The 5,982-nt window shown below is 66.7% G+C and carries 7 protein-coding genes; 4 read left to right on the forward strand and 3 right to left on the reverse strand.

Features of this window, described 5'->3' with window-relative positions:
- Window positions 1-293 precede the first annotated feature (293 nt).
- Entirely contained in the window at window positions 294-641 is a 348-nt protein-coding gene (locus VJ655_RS19715) for a UrcA family protein (RefSeq protein WP_324114074.1), read from the forward strand.
- On the opposite strand, the gene VJ655_RS19720 is transcribed toward VJ655_RS19715, so the two are convergent.
- The 3 genes from VJ655_RS19720 to VJ655_RS19730 are packed head-to-tail and all read right to left on the reverse strand — an operon-like array spanning window position 638 to window position 2,723.
- Entirely contained in the window at window positions 638-1,084 is a 447-nt protein-coding gene (locus VJ655_RS19720) for an NUDIX domain-containing protein (RefSeq protein WP_324114076.1), read from the reverse strand. The genes VJ655_RS19715 and VJ655_RS19720 overlap by 4 nt on opposite strands.
- Window positions 1,085-1,088: 4 nt before the next feature.
- A complete protein-coding gene (locus VJ655_RS19725; RefSeq protein WP_324114078.1) occupies window positions 1,089-2,117 on the reverse strand; it encodes a S1/P1 Nuclease in 1,029 nt (342 codons plus the stop codon).
- An 18-nt stretch (window positions 2,118-2,135) separates the two neighbouring features.
- Window positions 2,136-2,723, reverse strand: coding sequence for a glutathione S-transferase family protein (locus VJ655_RS19730; RefSeq protein ID WP_324114080.1), 588 nt, complete (start codon window positions 2,721-2,723; stop codon window positions 2,136-2,138).
- 199 nt (window positions 2,724-2,922) lie between these two features.
- Here VJ655_RS19730 and VJ655_RS19735 point away from each other — a divergent pair, with 199 nt between their 5' ends.
- From VJ655_RS19735 to VJ655_RS19745, 3 genes are all read left to right on the forward strand, one after another.
- Window positions 2,923-3,447: a 3D domain-containing protein gene (locus VJ655_RS19735; RefSeq protein ID WP_324114082.1), complete on the forward strand. Its 525-nt coding sequence runs from the start codon at window positions 2,923-2,925 to the stop codon at window positions 3,445-3,447.
- A 14-nt stretch (window positions 3,448-3,461) separates the two neighbouring features.
- On the forward strand, window positions 3,462-3,875 hold the full coding sequence (locus tag VJ655_RS19740; RefSeq protein WP_324114084.1) for a VOC family protein: 414 nt from the start codon (window positions 3,462-3,464) through the stop codon (window positions 3,873-3,875).
- Window positions 3,876-3,994: 119 nt separating this feature from the next.
- A partial coding sequence (locus VJ655_RS19745; RefSeq protein WP_414647011.1) for a penicillin acylase family protein occupies window positions 3,995-5,982 on the forward strand: 1,988 nt, incomplete at its 3' end.

The following is a 5,982-nucleotide window of genomic DNA, read 5'->3' on the forward strand; positions in this document are numbered from 1 at the left end:
CCAGATCGATCCCGCATGGCCGCGCGCCCGCTGGGCCCACCTGCGCCGCAAGGTGATGCGGAAGATGCGGAAGTTCCGAACCTCCAAGGAGTTCGCACGGCTCGCGGCGAAGGAAGCCGAGCGCCGCGCGGAGCCGAACCCGCCGCCGCAATTCTGAATTTTTGGAAATATTACTTTGGTTTCATAGACTTAATTCGACGTCATGAAGCACTCGTAACGGGTGTTCGGCGAACGCCGAGATTACACCCTCTCTCAACGGATCGCCGAGGCGACCACGCCACGAGGGACAAGTCATGAGCAAGATCGTCAACCGCATCGCCGCCGTCGCCGCCCTGGCCCTGGCCGCCACCCCGATCATCGGCCTGACCGCCGCCCACGCCGGCGAGCCCGCCCAGCCGGTCGCCCGCATCAAGGTTGGCGACCTTCGCCTGTCGGATCCGGCCGATGCGCGCGAGTTCGCCCGCCGCGTCAACATCGCCGCCAACCGCGCCTGCGAGGCCAAGGGCTTCCGCGGCCTCTCGGTCAAGGCCTGTCTGATGGACTTCAACGAAGACCTGAAGGACGCCCTCAGCGAAAAGCAGGTCGCCGAGCTGAAGGTCGCCCAGCGCGCCGGCGCCAAGATCGAACTGGCGACGAACTAGCCGCGGCGCATCCAGGCCGCCACCGCCCAGGCGTGGGCGTCGTGGCGCAGGGCGACCACCGCGTCGCGCGGGTCCAGCCAGACGAGGGCGTGGTCATCCTCGACCTTCAAGGCGAGATTGTCGCCCGCGACCTTCGCGACGTAGACGCCGCCGAAGTTCCGTACCGGCTCGCCGTCGGACTTCAGGAAGTGCTGCGACACGATCTCGATCAGGGACCCGGCCTCGACCACGAGGCCGGTCTCCTCGCCGAACTCGCGGACGAGGGCTTGGGCTTCGGTCTCGTCGCCATCCACCGCCCCGCCGGGCAGGTCGAAGTACGGCGCCCTGCCAGGCTTCGTCACCTGGGCCAGGGCGATCTGGCCCAGGTCGTTCTCGGCGACGCCGAACGCCGCGCGCCGGTCGCGATAGGTCAGCTCCGCGACGGGCGTTCCGAAGGCCAACACGACCTTAGTCCTTGCCGTAGAGATCGAACCACGGATCGGCCTTGCCGGTCTCGACGTCCGCGACGCTGATTTCGGGGCGATAGCCGATCGTGCCCTTGGCGCTGGCGGTCCAGGCGTCGACGACCAGATCGCGCAGAGCCGTCGCGCCGGCCGCGATACGGGCCTGGACGAAGGTCCTGGCGCGCGGATCGGTCTCGACCATGCCGCCCGCCTTTTCCAGTTGGTAGAGCGGTTCGACCTGCTTCCAGGTATCGGTCAGATAGCCGACGACGCGGGTCTCGACCGAGCAGTCGCAAGCCTTGTAAGCCGGCACCAGGGCCTTGATCGACGCCTCGTCGCCCAGCGCCTTGGCCAGCGGCCCCTCGAATTGGAAGTGAGTGGAGCGGGCGTTGGTGTAGCCGTTCGGATTGGGATAGTCGCCCCAGCCATTGTAGTGCACCGACAGGTGCAGGGGCTGGCTGCCGTCGCCCACATAGTGCGCCCAGACGCCCAGGTCGCGCAGCAGGAGCTCCTCGCGGCGCTTCAGGTCGGCCTTGTAATAGGCCAGGCGCGTCGGATCCTTCTCCAGCTTCACCGCGGCGGTCAGGATGCGCCAGTAGGTGAAGTCCTTGGCCAGCTGCTGATAGCCGTCGATGATCGCATAGGGCAGGTAGCCGGCTTTCCAGCCATCGACGCCGGCGGCCTGCAGGGCCTTTTCGTAGTCGGCGCGAGTCGGCGGCAGGGTCGCCACCGTGAAGGCCGGGCCGCCGTACATCTTCCCCTGATCGTCGACGTCGAGGAAGTGGGCGCTGTCACGGTCGGTGTCGTGGATCTTGCCCGCGCCTTTCCAGCGATCCGGCTCGCGCGCGTACTCACCGATGGCGGCCACGGCTTCGGGCGTGCGCAGGAAGGCCGGCACGTCCGCCGGCAGGCTCGCGGCGCCGACGACGCCGACCACGCGGTGGCCCGAGGCGCCCCAGGCGAGCGCCGATGCGGCCGGCGCGGACAGGGCCGCGGCCAAGGCGAGGACTTTCAGGCTGGTCGACAGACGCAAGGACAACGCTCCCAAGGATCAGATAATGCCGAGCGCGGCTTCCGTTCGCCGCACCCAGGCCTCCACGGCCGGATAAAGCGAAAGGTCGAACCCGCCCTCGTGGGCCACGCGGGTGTAAGCCACCAGGGCGACGTCCGCCAGGGTCAGCTGCTCGCCGACCAGAAACGGTGTTTGTCGCAGCTGCGTTTCCAGGCGAGCCAGGGCTTGGCCTCCGCGCTCGACCAAGCGAACGTCCAGGCTCTCGCGCGGTTTGCCCAGATACAGCATCTGAAAACGAGCCACGGCGACATAGGGCTCGTGGCTGTACTGCTCCCAGAACATCCACTCCAGCATCTTGGCGCGGTCGTAGGCGTCGCCGGGGATCAGGGACGATCCCTCGGCCAGGCGCAGGATGATTGCGTTGGACTGCGCCAGCGGGCGGCCGTCGTCGAGCAGCAGCAACGGGACCTGTCCGGCGGGATTGAGGGCCAGGAATTCGGGCGTCCGCGTCTCGGCGTTGAGGACGCTGGTCTCGATCCATTCGAACGGCTTTCCGAGGTGCTCGGCCGTCCACTTCACCTTCAGGCAATTGCCCGAGATCGAGTCGCCGTAGATGCGCAACGCCATCGTGGTTCCTTCTGCGAAGCTTCAAAAAGCCAAAAATCGACAGGCCCAAGGCCAAGTTTCAAGCGCCTGAATCCATGCCCATTTTTCGCTCACAGGGCGAGCTGAAACCCGGGAGGGGTGAGCTCAAGGGTTGTCACAGCGGCGTGATCGGACTATCCAGACGCCGCCCGACAGACACGCCGATAAGAGGACACCCTCGATGCGACGCAAGCTCGCCGGAATTTTGGCCACCGCGGTCATCTCCGCATTCGCCGCTCCAGCCATCGCCAACGCCGCTCCGGATTCGGACTCCGCGTCCGCCGCGACGCAGCGCGTCGACCCGCTGGGCGAGCTGATCAGCACCGCGCTGGGCGGCGGCGCCCTGCCCGGCTCGGTCGAGTACAAGATGCGGGCGACGATGTATCACGCCGGCGCCAAGGGCATCCGCGCCTTCGACTCGCTGGGCTGCAAGGTCGCGGCCATGCGCACCGTGGCGGTGGATCCCAAGGTGATCCCGCGCCGCACCGTCCTCTTCATCAAGGAAACCGTCGGCCTGCCCTTGCCCGGCGGCGGCACGCACGACGGCTACTGGTACGCCTCCGATATCGGCGGCGCGATCAAGGGTCTCAAGCTCGACCTCTTCAGCGGCTTCGGCGCGGCTTCGATGAAGGCCCTGGGCGGCGTGGACCTTTCCAGCCTCTCGGTCAGCACGGTCGGCGAGTTCAAGGGCTGCCCGCCGCAGTAGATCAAGAGGATCGGATGACGCTTCGACTGACCAGTCTCCGCCCCCTGATCCAGGTTTTCGACATGCCGACCGCGCTGGCGTTCTATCGCGACCGCCTCGGCTTCGAGATCGTCCAGCACTCCCCCGAGATCGACGCGCCCGAGGGGCGCTATTTCCATTGGGCCTGGCTGCGCCTGGACGGCGCCGATCTCATGCTGAACACCGCCTATGACGCCGGTGAGCGCCCGGCCGAACCCGATCCCCCCCGTGTGGCCGCCCATATCGACACCGGCCTCTTTTTCGGCTGTCCCGACGTCGACGCGACCTATGAGGCCCTGCGCGCGGCGGGCTTGGATCCGGCCCCGCCCCGAGTGGCGCCATACGGCATGAAGCAGCTGTGGCTGACCGACCCCGACGGCTATCAGCTGTGCTTTCAGGCGCCGGCCTGATCAGCGACGGCTTCACTGTATTGGCGCTTGGCCCGCGCGCCCTTACACCTCATGACCAAATCGCAGCCGGAAAGGCTCGGGAGGGTCGTATGCGTTTGTCCGTCAGTCTGCTGGCCTTGATGTCGGCCGCCGTTCTCGCCGCGTCGTCGGCCTATGCGGCGCCAGGAACCCCAGACGACGTCTCCCGCCTGAAGACCCGCGCCGCCGCGGTCTCGATCACCCGAGACGACTGGGGCATCGCCCACATCCACGGCAAGACCGACGCCGACGCGGTGTTCGGCATGGCCTACGCCCAGGCCGAGGACGATTTCAACCGCGTCGAGACCAACTTCATGACCTCGCTGGGCCGCACGGCCGAGGCCGAGGGCGAGAAGGCCGTCTGGGCGGATCTGCGCCAGAAGCTGTTCATCGATCCCGTGGCGCTGAAGGCCGACTACGCCAAAAGCCCGCCATGGCTGAAGGCGCTGATGAACGGCTGGGCCGATGGGCTGAACTTCTACCTCGCGACCCATCCGGACGTGAAGCCGAAGGTCATCAAGCGCTTTGAGCCATGGATGGCGCTCAGCTTCTCCGAAGGCAGCATCGGCGGCGACATCGAGCGCGTGGCCCTGACCCAGTTGGAGGCCTTCTACGGCCAGCGCAGTTTGGCCATGACCGCCGACGAGAGGGGCCTGCTGTTCAAGGAACCCAAGGGCTCGAACGGCTTCGCCATCGCGCCGAAGCTGACCCTGGACGGCCATGCCCTGCTGCTGATCAACCCGCACACCAGCTTCTTCTTCCGCTCGGAGATGCAGGTCTCGTCCGACCAGGGCCTGAACGCCTATGGCGCCACGACCTGGGGGCAGTTTTTCATCTACCAGGGCTTCAACGCCAAGGCCGGCTGGATGCACACCTCCAGCGGCGTCGACGTGGTCGATGAGTTCGCCGAGACCATCGTCGAGAAGGACGGTCAGCGGTTTTACAAGTACGGCAAGGACCTGCGCCCGCTGAAGAGCGAGGTGATCGCCGTTCCCTACCGCGCCGCCGACGGGACCATGGTCACGAAGCGCTTCACCGTCTTCAAGACCCACCACGGCCCGATCGTCCGCGAAGCCGACGGCAAGTGGATCAGCATTGCCCTGATGAACAAGCCGGTCGCGGCCCTGCAGCAGTCGTTCCTGCGCACCAAGGCGACGGACTACAAGAGCTTCATGAAGGTGGCCGAGTTGAAGGCCAATTCGTCGAACAACACCCTGTTCGCCGACAGCAAGGGCGAGATCGCCTATCTGCACCCACAGTTCATTCCGATCCGCGACGACCGCTTCGACTACACCAAGCCGGTGGACGGCTCGGACCCGGCCACCGACTGGAAGGGCCTGACGCCGCTGGACAAGGCGCCGCGCGTGCTGAACCCGCCGAATGGCTGGGTCTTCAACACCAACAACTGGCCCTACACGGCCGCCGGCCCCTACAGCCCCAGGAAGGCCGACTATCCGAAGTACATGGACAGCGCCGGCGAGAACCCGCGCGGTCTTCACGCCGAGTTGGTGCTGAAGGATGCGAAGAACCTCACCCTGGGCGGCCTGATCGACAAGGCCTACGACCCTTACCTGACCGCCTTCGCCCGGCTGATCCCGACGCTGGAGACGGCCTACGCCACCACGCCCGACGGCGCCCCGGTCAAGGCCAAGGTGGCCGAGCAGGTCGCCGCCCTGAGCGCCTGGGACCGCAAGTGGTCGGCCCGCTCGACGCAGACCTCGCTCGCCGTGTTCTGGGGCGAGGCGATGTGGGCCAAGGCCGCGCCCGCGGCCAAGGCCCAGGGCCTCAACACCTACGACTACATGGCCGACAAGTTGACGCCGGCCGAGAAGCTCACCGCCTTAGCCGAGGCCTCGGATCGCCTGACGGCCGACTTCGGCTCGTGGAAGACGCCCTGGGGCGAAATCAACCGCTTCCAGCGCAACGACGGATCGATCGTCCAGACTTTCGATGATGAGAAGGCCAGCACCCCGGTGCCGTTCACCTCGGCCCAGTGGGGCTCCCTGGCCTCGTTCGGCGCCAAGCGCTGGCCGGGGACCAAGAAATATTACGGTACCCTGGGCAACAGCTTCGTGGCGGTCGTGGAGTT

The organism is Caulobacter sp. (genome assembly GCF_035254145.1).
Lineage (GTDB): Bacteria > Pseudomonadota > Alphaproteobacteria > Caulobacterales > Caulobacteraceae > Caulobacter.